Origin of the sequence: Mucilaginibacter gracilis (genome assembly GCF_003633615.1) — a bacterium.
In the GTDB taxonomy this organism is placed as follows: domain Bacteria; phylum Bacteroidota; class Bacteroidia; order Sphingobacteriales; family Sphingobacteriaceae; genus Mucilaginibacter; species Mucilaginibacter gracilis.
Genome location: NZ_RBKU01000001.1, coordinates 3,663,115 through 3,678,359, shown reverse-complemented (window position 1 = coordinate 3,678,359; position 15,245 = coordinate 3,663,115). Strand labels below are relative to the sequence as shown.

Below are 15,245 nucleotides of genomic sequence, written 5' to 3'. Positions count from 1 at the left end.
TTGCGTTAGTTTGTGTTATTAAACAAACTAATTAAAAACATTTACCATTATGGCAACTACAAAGTGGGTATTAGACCCAATGCACTCTGAAGTACAATTCAAGATCAAACATTTGGTGATCTCGACAGTAACAGGTTCATTTAAAACATTTGAAGGCAGCGTTGAAACCGAAGGTGATACCTTTGAAGGCGCTACAGTAGAGTTTTCGTTAGATGTGGCGAGCATTGATACCAACCAGGAACAACGCGACGGGCATTTAAAATCGGCTGAGTTTTTTGATGCTGAAACTTATCCTAAAATAACCTTCAAATCAACTTCGCTTACCACCGATACCTTAACCGGCGACCTTACTATTAAAGATATAACCAAACCGGTTACATTAGATGTTGATTTTGGTGGTACCGCTACCGATTTTTATGGTAACTTAAAAGCAGGCTTTGAAGTAAGCGGCAAAATTAACCGTAAAGAATTTGGCCTGGTATGGGATGGTGTAACCGAAGCCGGAGCTATTGTTTTAGGTGCCGATGTTAAATTGAACATCAACGTACAATTTGCTAAACAAGCTTAATTAGCTTTTATAACATATAAAGCCGTCCTGTTTATTAGGGATGGCTTTTTTTATGCGTAATTTTGCAACCATTTTTAGGCTCAGGCGTTTTACTATTACCATGCTAATTAAAATATACCCCGAAAACCCTAACGAAAAAACCATTGAGCAAGTAGTGCAGGTTTTAAAACGCGGGGGCATCATCATTTATCCTACCGATACCGTATATGGTTTGGGCTGCGATATTACCAACCACAGAGCAATTGAGGCAATTTGCAAAATAAGGCATATCAAGCCCGAGAAAGCTAACTTTTCGTTTATATGTTACGATTTGAGCCACATCTCGGATTATATTAAGCCTATTGATAACGAAACCTTCCGTGTACTTAAAAAGGCTTTACCAGGCGCATTTACGTTTATTTTTAACGCCAACAGCCATGTACCCAAACTGCTGAGTTCGAATAAAAAAACGGTAGGTATACGCGTGCCCAATAACAATATTGCGCGCTGCATTGTAAAAATGCTGGGTAACCCCATCCTATCCACATCTATACATGATGATGACGACATTATGGAATACTCAACCGACCCCGAATTGATTCATGAGAAATACGAAAACCTGGTTGACCTGGTGATTGACGGCGGCTACGGCGATAACGTACCCAGCACCGTAGTTGATTGCACCACCGGCGAGTTTGAAATAATACGCGAAGGCAAGGGGAACCTGGATATGTATTTGTAATTTTCCCTACTTGATCTTCTAAGATTTGACAACTTTTAAAAAGTTGTCAAATCTATTCACCAATACGGAGGCCAAAACAACACCCGCAATACTTGCCGAAATGGCGGTAACCAAAACATTCCAGTATTGGTGAATGTTTAGCGATAGCCATATTCTAAACACGATAACTGTGCAAGTTACTCCTATTACGGTTAGCCAGTAAAATGCTTTATTACTTTTTAACCGCAAGTTACCTGTCGGCATTTTATAAATGGCTGCTATAATAACCAAGCCACCCAATAACGTGCTTAAATGTTGAATAATTTTGTACAACGGTAATTGCACCGAAAACAAAGATACAGGCGTACTCATATTCCAAAGGATAACAAAGTAGCCGCTTGCATGCGTAAAGCTATCCCAAAACAAATGCGAGGCACAACCAACCATAATGGATAGTGTTACTACCGGGATATTTTTTATAAAATACTTATTCCAATTGAAAGAAATGTATTGAGAAAAGCGGCTTGTTAAAGCTACAGGTAAGTTAGCTATAAATTGAGCTTTTACTACATCGTGATAAATAAAAACGAGCATTAGGCTCACGGGTAAATCAAACCATAAAAGCCCGAGCCAGGTGTGGCTGTAAATACTTTCAACCTTCATCCTAAAAAAATATTCAAAATCGGGAGCCACACTACCTGCTATCAATCCGGTTAACGATACCCAGCGTTTGGGTAAATAACTTAGCGGTAAAACTATTGCCGGATGAGAAAAGGTTAAGGGCAATTTGATTTGGAATTTAAGAAATACGAATTCGGACTTATTTTTAGAACGGTATTTATTTCAACAACGGATCCTTTTCCTTCGCAAACACATTATAAACCATTTTATCTAAAAATGAGGGTAAAATTTTGCTTAAAAAAACCGTTAACTTACCCTGGAAGGTGAGGATAAGGGTGCGCTTGCGCGATTCAACACCATTGGCTATGAGTTTGGCTACCTCTTCGGATGTCATCATTTTTGATTCATCCATACTACTTTCGCCTTGCTGGCTTCCGTCTTTAGCCAGGGCGGTGTTACGGATGTTGGAAGCCGTAAAGCCTGGGCAAGCCGTCATCACATGTACGCCGGTTTTAAGGTTCTCAATCCGTAACGAATCCAAAAAACCATTCATAGCAAATTTAGATGCCGAATAGCCGGTCCGGCCCGGCAAACCTTTATACCCCGCAATTGACGATACGCCAACTACGCTGCCTTTTGTGCTGATAATTTGCGGCAACGCATATTTGGTACAATAAACCGTTCCCCAAAAGTTAACATCCATTAGTTTTTTAAGCACGGCTAAGTCGGCATCGTTAAAAAGGGCCCGCATAGATATGCCTGCATTATTTATCAATACATCAATACGGCCAAAGGTAGCCATGGTTTGCTTTATTAATAATTTACAATCCTCCTCAACAGATACGTCGCACTGTACGGCTACCGCTTTAATGTTGTACTGCTGTTGCAAGCTTTGGGCAATTTCGCACAGGGTAACGTATTGGCGTGCCGCCAGTATCAGGTTAGCACCGCGGGCTGCAAACTCGGTAGCCAGGGCTTTACCTATCCCGCTTGATGCACCCGTTATTATAACTACTTTGTTATTGAAGCTCATAAAATGTTAAATGGATTTTTATTTTGCCGTAACGCCATCATAAGGCACACGGGTTGTTATGGAACGGCCAAGGGTTATCTCGTCAACATATTCCAGTTCGCCGCCAAAGGCAATGCCACGGGCTATGGTTGATATATTGATGTTAAAATCTTTCAATCGTTTATGCAGGTAAAATATGGTGGTATCGCCTTCCATTGTGGCACTAAGGGCAAATATCACCTCTTTAACCTCATCGGTGCGCATACGTTCCACAAGCGAATCTACTTCCAAATCCGAAGGGCCAATACCATCCATTGGCGAAATTAACGCACCCAATACATGGTACAAACCATTATACTGGCTGGTATTTTCAATGGCCATCACATCGCGGGTATCTTCCACCACGCAAACCAGCGAGCGGTCGCGCTTGGGTGCCGAGCATATTTCGCACAAAGTCAAGTCCGAAATATTATGGCACACACCGCAAAACTGTATCTCGTTCCTTAATTTACTAATGGCCTTGCTAAATGCCTCCACCTCATCCTTATCCTGATTTAATAAATGCAGTACCAATCTTAAAGCGGTTTTTTGCCCTACCCCGGGCAGTTTGCTAAATTCGCCAACTGCCGTCTCCAATAACTTCGACGAAAAGTTCATGTTGCGAAAATAGCATTTTTGGTTCATGGTTCATAGTTGATGGTTCATGGGTTGAGATGATAGATTGCAATTTTCACATCTCGTTTATTGTTATGAACTTTTGCTTAAATTCCATATTATTGATTTTACTAATTATAATTTATATGGCCTTTAGGTTTGAAGATTTACATGTGTGGCAAAAAGCATTAGATTTGGACGATAATATCAATCAATTAACTAAAACGTTCCCAAAGGATGAGTTGCATATTCTACACATCGCAAATTAAACGTGCAGCCGATTCGGTGGTGTTAAATATAGCCGAAGGCTCAACCGGACAAACCAAACCTGTATTCAAACAATTTTTGGGATATTCGCTTAGGTCGGCGATAGAAGTGGTAAGTTGTTTATTTATTGCTAAGAAACGAGACTACCTAAAACAGGATCAATTTTCTCAGCTATACTCTGACTACGAAATACTTGTTAAAATGATTACTACTTTAAGAAATTCACTCAATTAATATATTTATGGTTGATTTTAGTTCATAGTTGATGGTTCGTAGATCATGGTAAAACACTGATAAGAATTTTTCTCTAAACTACGAACCATCAACCATGAACCATGAACAAATAACTATACCGCAATAGCATGTCACCAGCAATACTTCTCTCCTTTATCATCGGTTACTTTCTCGTGTTGATCGTGATCTCGTTTTTAACATCGCGAAAATCATCGGATAACGATACCTTTTTTGTGGCTAACCGCAACTCTAAATGGTATTTGGTAGCCTTTGGTATGATAGGCACGGCTTTAAGCGGGGTTACCTTTATATCCGTTCCCGGCAAGGTTGGCGCACCCAGTGGCGATCAGTTTGCGTATTTCCAGTTTATATTGGGTAATGCGGCAGGCTTTATCATTATAGCTACGGTATTGCTGCCGCTTTATTACCGCTTAAAGCTCACATCAATATACAGTTATATTGAGGGGGCCTTAGGCACCTGGAGTTATAAAACTGCGGCGGCTATATTTTTAATCAGCCGGACAATTGGCTCGGCATTCAGGTTGTACCTGGTGGTTATTGTATTGCAGAAATTTATTTTCGACAGTTATCACATCCCTTTTGCAGCAACGGTATTAATTTGTTTGATATTAATTTGGCTATACACTTACAAAGGCGGACTAAAAACCATCATCATTACCGATAGCTTGCAAACCTTTTTTTTGGTATCGTCGGTATTCTTGTCCATCTATTTTATTTGCCGTAGTTTAAACATGAATGTTTTTGAGGCGGCGGATGCTATTAAAAACAGCAGTTACTCTAAAATATTTTTCTTCAGCAATTTGCTGGGTAGTAAATTTCACTTTGCAAAGCAATTTTTTGGCGGCCTGTTTATCACCATTGCAATGGTGGGCCTGGATCAGGATTTGATGCAGAAAAACCTGAGCTGCAAAAACATTGGCGAAGCACAAAAAAACATGTTCAGCTTCACCACGGTATTTGTAATTATCAATATCTTTTTTTTAAGCGTGGGTGCTTTGTTATACATGTATGCACAAAAAAACGGCATCACGGTAGCCAAAACCGACTACCTATACCCTACCATTGCCCTAAACTACCTGGGCTTAATACCCGCCGTAGTTTTTATGCTTGGCCTAACGGCAGCAACCTTTGCCACTACAGATTCGGCACTGACGGCACTAACCACATCATTTTGTGTAGATTTTTTAAATTTTAACAAACGTGCCGACGTAAACAGCAAAGCCAATATAAGCGCGCGGCATTACGTACACATAGCCTTTTCGGGATTAATGTTTTTAACCATCATTATTTTTAACTCCATTAATAACGATGCCGTGGTGAGTGCCATATTTAAAGTAGCATCGTACACCTACGGGCCCCTGCTTGGCCTTTACTGTTTTGGCTTGTTTGTAAGCAGCAGGCAGGTTAAAGATAAACTGGTGCCCTTCATCTGCCTCATATCGCCGGCAGTATGCTATTATTTAAGCATGAACTCTAAAACATTATTAGGCGGTTATGTTTTTGATAACGAACTCATTATTGTAAACGGCCTTATTACCTTTGTGGGCTTATGGATAACATCGTCAAAGAAGGTTGGTGTAGTTCTTGGTTGATAGATCATCGTTGATAGTATGAAACTGAAAGGATCTTTTTTTCTATGATCTATCAACTATGATCTATGATCCAAAATCATCTACCAACTCCAAACTAAAATCCTAACTTTGCTTCTCAGATTTTAAATTAAAAAGAACCTCCGCAAACGGCGGAGCAGATGCGTTATTATGACAAGTGAAGAAAAAATCAGACAGGCGTTTGAAAACAAAAACTGGCAGGAAATTAAAGTAACTGATAGCTGGCAGATTTTTAAAATTATGGCCGAATTTGTTGACGGCTTCGAAAAAATGGCCAAAATTGGCCCGTGTGTATCCATTTTTGGATCGGCGCGTACAAAAAACGATAATCCATATTATACATTATCCGAAACTGCGGCCCGCTTACTAACCGAGCGTGGTTATGGTGTAATATCGGGCGGCGGCCCCGGCATTATGGAAGCTGCCAACAAAGGTGCTTACGAAGCCGGTGGTAAATCGGTAGGGTTAAACATTGAATTACCTTTTGAGCAATTCCACAATAAATATATCGACAGAGATAAAGTGATGCAGTTTGATTACTTTTTTGTGAGGAAGGTAATGTTTATGAAATATTCGCAAGGCTTTATCATCCTTCCGGGTGGTTTTGGCACTATGGACGAATCTTTTGAAGCCATCACCCTTATCCAAACCGGTAAAATTGCCCGTTTCCCTATTGTATTTGTAGGTACCGATTATTGGGGCGGCCTGTTTAAATGGATTGAAGACAAAATGCTGAATACCGAAAACAACATTAAGGCCGACGATTTGAACCTCTACAGGTTGGTTGATACCGCCGAAGAAGCTGTTGAACACATCTTCCGTTTTTACGATAAGTATGTTTTGAAACCAAACTTTTAAAGAAGTATTCAAAAAATTTCGAAGAGTCCCGGTTCAACAGTCGGGACTTTTTTGTTACGTTTAAGCGATGAAAAAAAAGACGGTAAACCTGTTGGCGGAATTAAAGTCTGAAATTATTAAAGAATCTATATCTCCCGTTGACTACACGGAGCATGCGCATGTAGCCTGTACGAGGGGGATATAGTATTTGCTTTAAAAATTCATCCAAAAATTAAGTTTACAGATCATGAAAAAAGAAGACTTTAAACTCCATTACATGACACTGGAAGAAGCCTTTCAGATTATTGAATTAAATCCCATTAATGCAAAACAAATTGGCCTTGATGCTCCCTGCATTACAAACGTAGCGAAACCATTTCGTAAAAATAAAAAATGACTTTTTATAATTGCCCATCTAAACAACTTCTATCCAAATATGGATTTAAAAGAACTCGCTCCGACAACAAGAATATCCTATGTTACAAATCAAATACTATACAACCCAACACTAAGACATCATTGACTTTCATTGAGGGAATGATTGTTGTAGAAGACTTCCATAAGATAAATGACAAGACATATAATCGTATTAGACTTAATAGAATAACAGTAAATAGTAATGACGAACTCGACATTATCTTAAGGCAGACATATCCATTATTTATGATTTAAAGCCCCACCATACTGAATGATGTTTGCGCACCACTTAAATCTATTCGTAATTGTTTTTTTGCTTTATAAAATGCTTCCTCATAGTTTTTTTGAGTTTTTCGCTTAAGGGCATTATTTATTATTGCTAAATCAAGTTCAATATTTCTTCTACATTGTTTTTTTATCATTGTAAACTGCTCATCTTTTTCAGGGATTAAATCAAACGTGTACATTATGGCTTCAGTTAATTCTTTAAGTTCCAAAAGCGATTTATAGTCAATAAAAATCATAGATGAAAGAACTATAGAATACTCATCAAAACTTTCACTGTACTTCATTCGATAAATATAATTAATTCCCCTTCTGCTTCAATCTGTAATACATGATAATTGTATCAAGTTCCTGTTTATTAGCACCACTCAAATATGCGTTATGTAATATAGTTATTAATTCATCATCCCCAGATCCAGAGTTGCCAATTTTTATATCCTCTTTTTCATTGTTAATCGATGACTCATTATTAGCTTGTGATTTATTTTCTTCGACACCAAAAAAATTACCGGCAATAGCAATCCAATATTCGGATGTGTCATATTCTCCATAAATGCTGAAAATAAAAAAATTATGGTTCCTATATAACCCTTCATATTTTGAAACACCTAAGTGCTCTTTAAAATCTTTTATAGTCGGGTTAGTTATAATAAATAGCAGTATTATACAGGCAAGACCAATTAGTCCCTTCCGTTTTATAGTTAGAGTCATTGTTTTTCGTACTTAAGGTTAAAAAAATAGGCGTGACTAAATATCACTGGCCAACCAAGGGGTACGAAACCCTACCGGACACAAAGATACAGCCACGCCGTTACAGCGCACTATCAGTCTTTGTATTTGCCGGCTTACCATCTTCGTACTTTAGGTTGGCAATACTCAACGTAGCACTATACGTTCAATATATTAGTTAAGCTAATGGGTTAGCCTGTGTGTATTCCTATCATAGTGTGGTTATTTTAAAGGATGAAAGTGTTCTGTTGATTGCAGTAAAAATAAGAAAAAATATTATTTTAACTGGTGAGGTATTAGACCCAGTTTTATATATTTATCGGCATGAAATTAGGCCAATCTAAAACAAAGCATTTTAGACTTGATATAGATGAGAATGAATTGAGAAGACATTTGCCATATCTTAAAGCGAGCTTGATTCCTGATGCACAGATTGGCAAATCTGAAAAAATGGATAATTTTTGGATAGGGTATCGACTTAGAATGTCTTTTTATCTTACAGACCCAAACATAGAGATAGTAGGATATCTTGGCGAATCCAGGGCTGAAATATTTAACACAACATCTCCAATTGAAGATTATAGTGACCTATCTCGTTTTATCCAAAATGCCAACTTAAATATGGACGTATTTATAAGAGATAAACTACCTAAAGATTGTCCTTTATATTATTCAAATCCGAATATTCACGATTTGGTTCAAACGTATATCCATCTTTTCCAAGAGTATAAACTTTACAAACAGTAGGAGGTAAGGAAATACTTTTTAAAGGCTTTGACTTCATCATCGATTCAGCTTGCTCATGCGTCATTTCACCCTCTATCAAATCAATCTCCATAAAAATTTTAGTTGATCTCCCCATATCTAAAGGTAGGTAATTTTTGTTTTATAGTTACCCATTTTTTATAAACAAATTGGCGTAACCCCCTCTCAATGTCATCCTTATGGGTAACCACACCCGAAGCATTAATCAGCAGCTACGCCAAAATCTTAAATAAAATATTATTACCAATTTTTTAAATTAATAATCCACGTAGTATATTTGACTATCCTTATGGATAACCACGAGTTTAAGCCTGGGCATATTGCCTGGGTTTATTCATTTATTAATTAGCCTGTGATAGGGTTATTGACTACTATAACTTAGTAGTGCAATATTAGCAAAACTATGTTAGCATAACAAAGAATATCATTCAGATAAAATATTTTACTTTGCACAAAAAAAACTATGCCTTTATTCTATTACATGACAGAAGATTTTCCTTCACGAAAAAGGAAATTTCAAAAGGCTTTATTAAAATTAGAACTGGAATATGTTGATTTCTTTACCGAAGTAAACAAGGAATGGCCCAATGATTATGTGTCAATTAATAGCTATATAGTCTTCGGTACACATAATCATATCAATGGCCTACAGGTTTATTTTACTTTTTCACACGAAGGGCTTCCGCCTTTACCCTACGACTTGCGAGAAAAATGCATTAATCTATTTACGATGATTTTTGAGTCCTTTCGTCCTTTATAATAACCGGATTACCATCCCCTGAATTTTTAATGACACGCAATAAAGTATTTGGGGTAATTGTACATGTTTCCACGCCTCCTTTAACCTTAAAAACAAGATTAACAAACTCATTATCATCGAATTCAATAAAATCTTCTTCGTGATATTTTTTTATACTAACTCCCATATATTAAAGATAATTAAGTTTTTATGAATTTTATAACAAAGAATATTTAACTCGCCCAATTGGTTTATTATTCAACTTGTTTATGTACTGTAGTATAGTCAATCCAGATACCTTAGATAGTATCCTAACCCTATACCCCCAAAAACTCTTTGCATAATTCCGCTGAATCATAAACTGATCTACCAACTGAGAAAATACTGTCTCGATGCGTTTTCTTATTCTGCGCAATTCATGCATTATTCTAGGTTTCCCTTTTTGATTTCCCCTATATGGTGTTTCAAGGCATATCCTTGATTCATTCCATAAGTAATCTTTATGCCCTATATATCCCCTATCGCCAGTTATCAAGGAATTTTTAAATACATGCCTTATGTCATTTAAGAAATGAACGTCATGAACAGAAGCTTTGGTTAGATCAAATAGCTTTATAACGCCAGAAACTGAACAAGTAGCATGAATCTTATACCCAAAGTAATAATCTTTTTTAGAAGCGCAATACCCCTTGTCTGGGGAATAGTACTCTAATGTCTTAACCATAGTATTCCGTTCAGCTCTAGCTAATTTACATATTTCCAATGGCATTGAATCAACGCAAAAAACCTCAGCCATTTCATTTAATTTATCTGATAACTTAACTCTTATTACCTCTATAAGCCAAAATAATGATTTACGTCGGTCATTGTATTGCCGCCGGCTAATTAAAAATGGAAAATCTTTTTTATATGTTGAATTTAGTTGGTTAAAAAGCAAGTTCTCACTGTCTATCCCCATACACTCTGCCGTTAAACTCAATACTACTAAATCTAAATCCGTAAACTTAGGCACCGGCCCCGGTCGCCTTATATTACCAGTTGATGGTAATTCATGTCCTAAAACATCTTTTAAAACATGCATAATCTTATCAAAGTTCTTCTTGATGCAATGCATAGAAAATTTTGCACGTAGCCAAATTTTTCCTTACTTTGCCGCTTAGAAAATGGCTTACGCTTCCCGCGTTTGTTTTTTCAAGAAAGCCCTCTACGTCGTCGAAAACTTGGGGGCTTTTCTTTTTGTTAATAATCCTGTTAATTACTCGATATATGAAAGATTTTGTTGTTTTATGCAAACCACTTAAGTTTGATAGCCTATCAGACAATAAAATTAGTGCTGATATGATTAATGTAAATTATTTAATGAATGAGGCTAATAAAATACATCCTTCATTAAGTAATTATGAAATCGATCCGGCAACCATAAAAATAGAAATGGTAAAGGGGGTTCTTTGCGTAATATTTATAGCCTTTAAGACAAAACCTTGACTACGCTATTTTCCAATAACCGATAATTTGTAACCGAATCAAGAATCCCCCTTGCTTGATTTAATGGGATACCATCAAGCAAATCAAGAATACTCTTGATAATTTCTTCGCTTTTTTTATCGTAATCGCTTAATATTCTTTCCATTTTTATTGAGATTTTAAAAATGTACCAACTTTTAAAATAAGTTGGTACATTGCGAATGAAAAAGTGAACGATGTTAATTAGATTATTAGCTACATGCCATCAGGTAGGTTTATTCAGAAGGAATATCCTAATGTAACAAGCAAGACTAAAAAGCAAAAGGCTTTCTTACTTGTTAGATGATGCAGTGAAGACTATTAACTAACTCACATTCAATGGGGGATTCTTTAAGCAGGTCCTCCATTTTTTTTATTACCAGGTTTCAATCTGGCAATTTCTTTTATATTTACTTTTTAATATTATCAAAATGAAAAACTTTATAGAAACTAATACCAATAATGGAACTGGTAAACGCATATCCATTGCCATCTCGTCTATTGCCGCTGTTGAAGAAATATCATCTGTTAAATGTCGAATAATTCTAAAAGAATCAATAGATCCATCAGGTATAAGTATAATTATAGAACCTAATTTTACTTATACTGCAATCATGCAACTTATTCGACAGGGGCTTCAATAATTTTAGCATTATTATTAATTAAACCCTTAACAATACTTAAAGTCAATTCGACCTCTGCTACTGTATAGCCAGCCATTGACTTCAATATCTCTATTGCCTTACCTTGAACTTTTTGTATTTGATTTTCATCCATGATAAAATATTTTACACTTTTTAAAGCAGTAGTATTTTTAATTCCGCCAACGGGTGACGGTAATAAATATAGTGCTTTGCTTGGTACAGATAGTTATTTTTAGCTGGATTGTAGGGCGGTTAACGCACACTATTGGCTATTATACTTTTGCTACCGAATCTAACATGCCTACTCACCATGTTGGCGAAATATTTTTTACATCTAACTTAAAAAAGCCGGATTATAACCGCTTTGTATGTTTTAAAAACGAAGCCACAAAAAATTCCATTTATATTTTTAGGGTTATTGGTAAACCCAATGATGTTATTGAAATAAGAGATGGTTATGTGTATCGCAACGGCAGTAAACTAAATGAGCCTTTTACCTGGAACCAATATCAGTTATCGGCAGAAGAGTACCAGCGTATTGCCGGGTTTGTTGAAAAAAACCATAACCAACTGGACGAGATTGGAAATAATTACATGGTTTCGTTAACTGATGGTGAGTTGCAGCAATACCACTTAACTATGGCAAGGTATGCAGCCTTTAAAGGCAAGGAAACAGATTACATTTATCCCGACTTTAAAGCGAAGGGCTATAATGCAGATAACTTTGGCCCTGTAAAAATACCCGCCGGAAGTTATTTTTTATTGGGCGATAACCGCCACAATGCCCTTGATTCGCGCTACTTCGGTTTTGTGAAGGCCGAAGAAATTTTGGGCGTTAAACTGGGCGACTAACCAATTACTATTTAAACATTTTACTATACTTATGGAACAAGCTATTAAACCCAAACGCCCAGCGGGATTAGGGTTTATATTTATAACCCTGCTGATTGACGTTATTGGCTTCGGAATTATTATACCCGTTTTTCCGAAACTGATTGAAAAACTAACTCATGGCGACATACGTACCGCCTCGGTGTATGGCCTTTGGTTAACCATTGCCTATGCAACCATGCAGTTTGGTTTTTCGCCTGTTATTGGTAACCTGAGCGATAAATTTGGCCGCAGGCCGGTTTTACTGGCCTCGTTATTAGGCTTTGGTATCGATTATTTGTTTCTGGCCTTTGCTCCCACTGTATGGTGGTTATTTGTTGGCCGCATTATAGCGGGCATTACCGGCGCCAGTTTTACAACCGCTACAGCTTACATTGCCGATATTAGTACCGACGATAACCGCGCGCAAAACTTTGGCATGGTTGGCGCCGCTTTTGGCATGGGCTTTATTATTGGCCCTGTTTTGGGAGGTTTTTTAGGGCACTACGGTACGCAAGTTCCCTTTTTAGCGGCATCCGGGCTGGCATTGCTCAATGCTTTATATGGCTTTTTTGTTTTGCCCGAATCGTTAGCGAAAGACAAGAGACGGCCATTTGAATGGAAAAGGGCCAACCCTGTGGGCTCGCTTATCCAGCTTTCAAAATATCCGGCTGTGTTGGGTTTAACGGCTTCATACGTGCTAATTTATCTCGGCGCACAATCCGTTCAAAACGTGTGGACATATTATACCATCGAAAAATTTGCATGGACTGAACGTACCATTGGCTTATCATTAGGTATGGTTGGTTTATTGGTGGGCCTGGTACAAGGGCTGCTCATCAGGCTGGTGATACCCAAATTAGGTAAAGAGCGAAGTATTGTAATAGGGCTGATATTGTATAGTGTTGGCTTGTTTTTATTTGCAATAGCCGGGCAAGGTTGGATGATGTTCGCATTTTCAATCCCCTATTGCCTGGGTGGTATTGCCGGGCCGGCGTTACAGGGCATCATCACATCGCAAGTGCCGCCTAACGAGCAAGGCGAATTACAGGGAGGCTTAACCGGCTTAGTAAGCCTTACGCAAATTGCAGGTCCGCTTATCATGAACAGCCTGTTTTTTTACTTTTCGGGAAAAACCCAATCTATCTATTTCCCGGGAGCACCATTTTTGGCAGGGGCCTTATTTATGTTGCTTAGTGCCCTATTTGCAGTAAGAAACTTTAAAAAAGAAGCAAAAAAGCAATAAGCTTAACACCTGCTTCACACCTATCTCATAATTTAACTGCTTTATTGCAGCCTTTTAAATGAAACAGCTTTACACCAAATATAAACCCCATTACCGCGAAAATTTAAAACTGGCTATCCCGGTTGTTATCTCGCAAGTAGGCCACATGATGGTTCAAATATCCGACAGTGCCATTGTTGGCCACTGGGCCGGTACCATCGCGCTGGCTGCGGTATCATGCGCGGGTGCCGTTTTTATGATAATTTTGGTAACCGGCCTGGGCATCAGCTACGCCATTACTCCGCTGATAGCTCAAGAAAACGGTCGCGCAAATTTTGGCGAATGCGGGCGTTTACTCATCAACAGTCTGCTCATTAATTTAATTACGGGTGTACTGCTTTTTTTAATCGTTTATTTTTGTGCGCATGGCTTGCTGGCTCACCTGCATCAATCGCCATTGGTAGTTGTGCAGGCTAAACCGTTTTTAACGCTGCTGGCGGTATCTATTGTACCGCTAATGATATTCAACACCTTTAAACAATTTGCCGAAGGCCTGGGCTTTACCAAGCAGGCCATGAAAATATCCATCTGGGGAAACCTCCTTAACATTTGCCTGGGGATAATATTTGTAAAGGGCTTATTGGGCATTGCACCTATGGGCATACTTGGCGTGGGTTACAGTACCCTTATTGATCGTTGTTTAATGGCTACGGTAATGTCGGTTTATATTTTACGCTCTCCACGCTTTAAGGTTTACCTTAAAGATTTTGCCATCCGTAATATCGACCGCGCCCGTAGCTGGAAACTACTGCGCATAGGCGCACCCGTTGCCATGCAATACACGTTTGAAGTGGGTGCCTTTGCCGGGGCCAATTTTTTAATAGGCTCTATAAGCCCCATTCAGCAGGCGGCACACCAGGTGGCACTTACCCTGGCATCATTTACCTACATGATGGCTACGGGCGTATCCGCAGCAGCGGCCATAAAATCCGGCAATAACTTTGGGCAAAAAAACTTTATGGGTTTAAGGCAATCTGCCATATCCAGTTACCATATCGTGCTGGTGCTGATGTCGGTAACGGCATTAATCTTTACCTTTTGCAATCACCTGCTGCCCTGGCTGTTTACTTCGGATAAGGCCGTGATAGATTTTGCCGCACAGCTACTTATACTGGCAGCCATATTCCAACTGTTTGATGGTACACAGGTAGTGGGCCTTGGTGTGCTGCGGGGCATGGGCGACGTTAAGTACCCAACAATCATCACCTTTTTAGCTTATTGGGTGTTAGGCTTGCCTGTTGGGTATTACCTTGGTCTGCATTTACACATGGGTGCTATCGGCATTTGGTACGGGCTGGTGCTGGGCCTTGGCGTAGCATCGCTGCTGCTGTTTTTAAGGTTTCAGTTGATAAGTAAAAGAAATTCTCTAATCGCATCCCCTAAAACCCCCTAACCCCCTGAAGGGGGAACGAATTGGGTACAGGGCCCTTAAATGCTGGGACTTTTGTACGATAATGGTGGGGCTTCTTTAACGAACGATCTGT

Annotated in this window: 21 protein-coding genes; 12 read left to right on the top strand and 9 right to left on the bottom strand. The window is 38.5% G+C overall.

Annotated features, from left to right (window positions below; all coding sequences use genetic code 11):
• Positions 1-49: 49 nt before the first annotated feature.
• Positions 50-568: a YceI family protein gene (locus tag BDD43_RS16150; protein WP_121198643.1), complete on the top strand. Its 519-nt coding sequence runs from the start codon at positions 50-52 to the stop codon at positions 566-568.
• Between the two features lie 100 nt (positions 569-668).
• Entirely contained in the window at positions 669-1,289 is a 621-nt protein-coding gene (locus tag BDD43_RS16145) for an L-threonylcarbamoyladenylate synthase (RefSeq protein WP_121198642.1), read from the top strand.
• Positions 1,290-1,307: 18 nt separating this feature from the next.
• Here the strand turns inward: BDD43_RS16145 and BDD43_RS16140 are convergent, their stop codons facing one another.
• From BDD43_RS16140 to recR, 3 genes are read right to left on the bottom strand one after another with little or no spacing between them, the layout of a single operon-like run.
• Complete coding sequence (locus tag BDD43_RS16140) at positions 1,308-2,054, bottom strand: DUF4184 family protein (RefSeq protein ID WP_121198641.1); 747 nt, start codon at positions 2,052-2,054, stop codon at positions 1,308-1,310.
• 52 nt (positions 2,055-2,106) lie between these two features.
• Positions 2,107-2,922 carry an SDR family oxidoreductase gene (locus BDD43_RS16135; protein ID WP_121198640.1) on the bottom strand — a complete coding sequence of 272 codons (816 nt, stop codon included), beginning with the start codon at positions 2,920-2,922 and terminating at the stop codon, positions 2,107-2,109.
• A gap of 18 nt (positions 2,923-2,940) precedes the next feature.
• The gene (recR, locus tag BDD43_RS16130) at positions 2,941-3,558 is read right to left on the bottom strand and encodes a recombination mediator RecR (RefSeq protein WP_121198639.1); all 618 of its coding nucleotides are present in this window, start codon (positions 3,556-3,558) and stop codon (positions 2,941-2,943) included.
• 234 nt (positions 3,559-3,792) lie between these two features.
• Between recR and BDD43_RS16125 the strand changes: the two genes are divergently transcribed.
• The 4 genes from BDD43_RS16125 to BDD43_RS30100 all read left to right on the top strand — a co-directional run bounded on the left by BDD43_RS16125 (position 3,793) and on the right by BDD43_RS30100 (position 6,921).
• Positions 3,793-4,056, top strand: a complete 264-nt coding sequence (locus BDD43_RS16125) for a four helix bundle protein (protein ID WP_246001604.1) — start codon at positions 3,793-3,795, stop codon at positions 4,054-4,056.
• A gap of 128 nt (positions 4,057-4,184) precedes the next feature.
• Positions 4,185-5,669: a sodium:solute symporter gene (locus BDD43_RS16120; RefSeq protein ID WP_121198638.1), complete on the top strand. Its 1,485-nt coding sequence runs from the start codon at positions 4,185-4,187 to the stop codon at positions 5,667-5,669.
• A 168-nt stretch (positions 5,670-5,837) separates the two neighbouring features.
• The gene (locus BDD43_RS16115; protein ID WP_121198637.1) at positions 5,838-6,545 is read left to right on the top strand and encodes an LOG family protein; all 708 of its coding nucleotides are present in this window, start codon (positions 5,838-5,840) and stop codon (positions 6,543-6,545) included.
• Positions 6,546-6,771: 226 nt separating this feature from the next.
• Complete coding sequence (locus tag BDD43_RS30100) at positions 6,772-6,921, top strand: hypothetical protein (protein ID WP_162847090.1); 150 nt, start codon at positions 6,772-6,774, stop codon at positions 6,919-6,921.
• A gap of 271 nt (positions 6,922-7,192) precedes the next feature.
• Here the strand turns inward: BDD43_RS30100 and BDD43_RS16105 are convergent, their stop codons facing one another.
• Complete coding sequence (locus tag BDD43_RS16105; protein ID WP_147425656.1) at positions 7,193-7,513, bottom strand: hypothetical protein; 321 nt, start codon at positions 7,511-7,513, stop codon at positions 7,193-7,195.
• A 13-nt stretch (positions 7,514-7,526) separates the two neighbouring features.
• The gene (locus BDD43_RS16100; protein ID WP_121198634.1) at positions 7,527-7,937 is read right to left on the bottom strand and encodes a hypothetical protein; all 411 of its coding nucleotides are present in this window, start codon (positions 7,935-7,937) and stop codon (positions 7,527-7,529) included.
• 342 nt (positions 7,938-8,279) lie between these two features.
• Here BDD43_RS16100 and BDD43_RS16095 point away from each other — a divergent pair, with 342 nt between their 5' ends.
• Entirely contained in the window at positions 8,280-8,702 is a 423-nt protein-coding gene (locus BDD43_RS16095) for a hypothetical protein (RefSeq protein ID WP_121198633.1), read from the top strand.
• A 743-nt stretch (positions 8,703-9,445) separates the two neighbouring features.
• Here BDD43_RS16095 and BDD43_RS16090 read toward each other — a convergent pair.
• Both BDD43_RS16090 and BDD43_RS16085 read right to left on the bottom strand, forming a co-directional pair.
• Complete coding sequence (locus BDD43_RS16090; protein WP_121198632.1) at positions 9,446-9,646, bottom strand: hypothetical protein; 201 nt, start codon at positions 9,644-9,646, stop codon at positions 9,446-9,448.
• 30 nt (positions 9,647-9,676) lie between these two features.
• Positions 9,677-10,540, bottom strand: coding sequence for an IS982 family transposase (locus tag BDD43_RS16085; RefSeq protein ID WP_162847089.1), 864 nt, complete (start codon positions 10,538-10,540; stop codon positions 9,677-9,679).
• Positions 10,541-10,725: 185 nt separating this feature from the next.
• Here BDD43_RS16085 and BDD43_RS16080 point away from each other — a divergent pair, with 185 nt between their 5' ends.
• The gene (locus BDD43_RS16080) at positions 10,726-10,944 is read left to right on the top strand and encodes a hypothetical protein (protein ID WP_121198630.1); all 219 of its coding nucleotides are present in this window, start codon (positions 10,726-10,728) and stop codon (positions 10,942-10,944) included.
• Here the strand turns inward: BDD43_RS16080 and BDD43_RS30095 are convergent.
• Complete coding sequence (locus BDD43_RS30095) at positions 10,928-11,089, bottom strand: hypothetical protein (RefSeq protein WP_162847088.1); 162 nt, start codon at positions 11,087-11,089, stop codon at positions 10,928-10,930. The two genes, BDD43_RS16080 and BDD43_RS30095, sit on opposite strands and share 17 nt — an antisense overlap.
• 304 nt (positions 11,090-11,393) lie before the next feature.
• On the opposite strand from BDD43_RS30095, the gene BDD43_RS16075 reads away from it, so the two are divergent.
• Positions 11,394-11,606 (top strand): hypothetical protein, encoded by a 213-nt coding sequence (locus tag BDD43_RS16075; protein ID WP_121198629.1) that lies wholly within the window; start codon positions 11,394-11,396, stop codon positions 11,604-11,606.
• Here the strand turns inward: BDD43_RS16075 and BDD43_RS30090 are convergent.
• A complete protein-coding gene (locus BDD43_RS30090; RefSeq protein WP_162847087.1) occupies positions 11,584-11,739 on the bottom strand; it encodes a hypothetical protein in 156 nt (51 codons plus the stop codon). The genes BDD43_RS16075 and BDD43_RS30090 overlap by 23 nt on opposite strands.
• Before the next feature lie 80 nt (positions 11,740-11,819).
• Here BDD43_RS30090 and lepB point away from each other — a divergent pair, with 80 nt between their 5' ends.
• The 3 genes from lepB to BDD43_RS16060 are packed head-to-tail and all read left to right on the top strand — an operon-like array spanning position 11,820 to position 15,154.
• A complete protein-coding gene (gene lepB / locus BDD43_RS16070; protein ID WP_162847086.1) occupies positions 11,820-12,458 on the top strand; it encodes a signal peptidase I in 639 nt (212 codons plus the stop codon).
• A 31-nt stretch (positions 12,459-12,489) separates the two neighbouring features.
• On the top strand, positions 12,490-13,722 hold the full coding sequence (locus BDD43_RS16065) for a TCR/Tet family MFS transporter (protein ID WP_121198627.1): 1,233 nt from the start codon (positions 12,490-12,492) through the stop codon (positions 13,720-13,722).
• Positions 13,723-13,780: 58 nt separating this feature from the next.
• Positions 13,781-15,154, top strand: coding sequence for an MATE family efflux transporter (locus tag BDD43_RS16060; protein ID WP_121198626.1), 1,374 nt, complete (start codon positions 13,781-13,783; stop codon positions 15,152-15,154).
• Positions 15,155-15,245: the final 91 nt, after the last annotated feature.